At 40.0% G+C, this 915-nt stretch carries 2 protein-coding genes; one reads left to right on the top strand and one right to left on the bottom strand.

Translation table 11 applies throughout. The features are described from left to right. The first annotated feature begins 68 nt into the window (after positions 1–68). Complete coding sequence (locus A3842_RS12000; protein WP_074101572.1) at positions 69–497, top strand: organic hydroperoxide resistance protein; 429 nt, start codon at positions 69–71, stop codon at positions 495–497. A 72-nt stretch (positions 498–569) separates the two neighbouring features. Here the strand turns inward: A3842_RS12000 and A3842_RS32490 are convergent. Further along, positions 570–915, bottom strand: a 346-nt coding sequence (locus tag A3842_RS32490) for a hypothetical protein (protein ID WP_074101571.1), incomplete at its 5' end; no start/stop codon positions are given.

Below are 915 nucleotides of genomic sequence, written 5' to 3'. Positions count from 1 at the left end.
CTATTATTTTTATTGTGTTAAATTAAATTGTGTACAATATATTAGCAAATGAACGGGAGAGATTAATAATGATGACTATCCAACAGAAAATGTACGAAACCACAGTAAAAGCAGTAGGCGGAAGAAATGGATATATAGAATCCGAAAGCCCAAAACTGAATCTCACCATCAGCACTCCACGTGAAATGGGCGGTGCCGGCGGCGAAGGCACCAATCCGGAGCAGCTGTTCGCAGCTGGCTATTCCGCTTGCTTCGACAGTGCACTGAACATGGTAGCCCGTATGGGAAAAGTAAAAATCGAAGGCAGCGAAGTCACGGCTACCGTCAGTTTCGGAAAAGTTGAGGATGGCGGGTTCGGTATCGCCGTTAAGATGGATGTCCTGGTTAAAGGCGTCGATAAAGAAACCGCAGCACAATTGGTAGAAGCTGCTCATGGTGCGTGCCCTTACTCCCGCGCAACCCTCGGTAACATTGCCGTCGAGTTGAATGTGCTGTAAATAGTTTTTTCAAACAAAAATCCTGAAGCACTGACATTAAGTCAACATTGCTTCAGGATTTTATTTAGGCGATTAGATAGTATAATTGTGAATACTCACTGATTCAAAATATAATAATCTCATTTCTTCCAGCTGATCAGCTACAGAAAGGTTTTTAAACCATTGTTCTTCCATATCTTTTTCGTCAAATTTCGAGGATCTCCACAGAGTTAGAGATAACTTTGGAAAATGATATGTACTACCTGTCTCAGCCTTTTTTCGATCGTAACATGAGGAAGCATTTCCATTTTCCATTTGCTCTAGAAGACTTTCAGCTTTCGTTTTAAAAACATTAATCCCTCTAAATATACAATCAAAATCGTCCTTGATATGCCATGAAACTTCTATAAAGTTTACAAGGTCTAATGAATTATAATTC

This window comes from Paenibacillus sp. P3E, from assembly GCF_001909045.1.
Lineage (GTDB): Bacteria > Bacillota > Bacilli > Paenibacillales > Paenibacillaceae > Paenibacillus_AQ > Paenibacillus_AQ helianthi.
The sequence above is the reverse complement of the archived record's forward strand: the minus strand, read 5'-3'. Positions and strand labels throughout refer to the sequence as shown.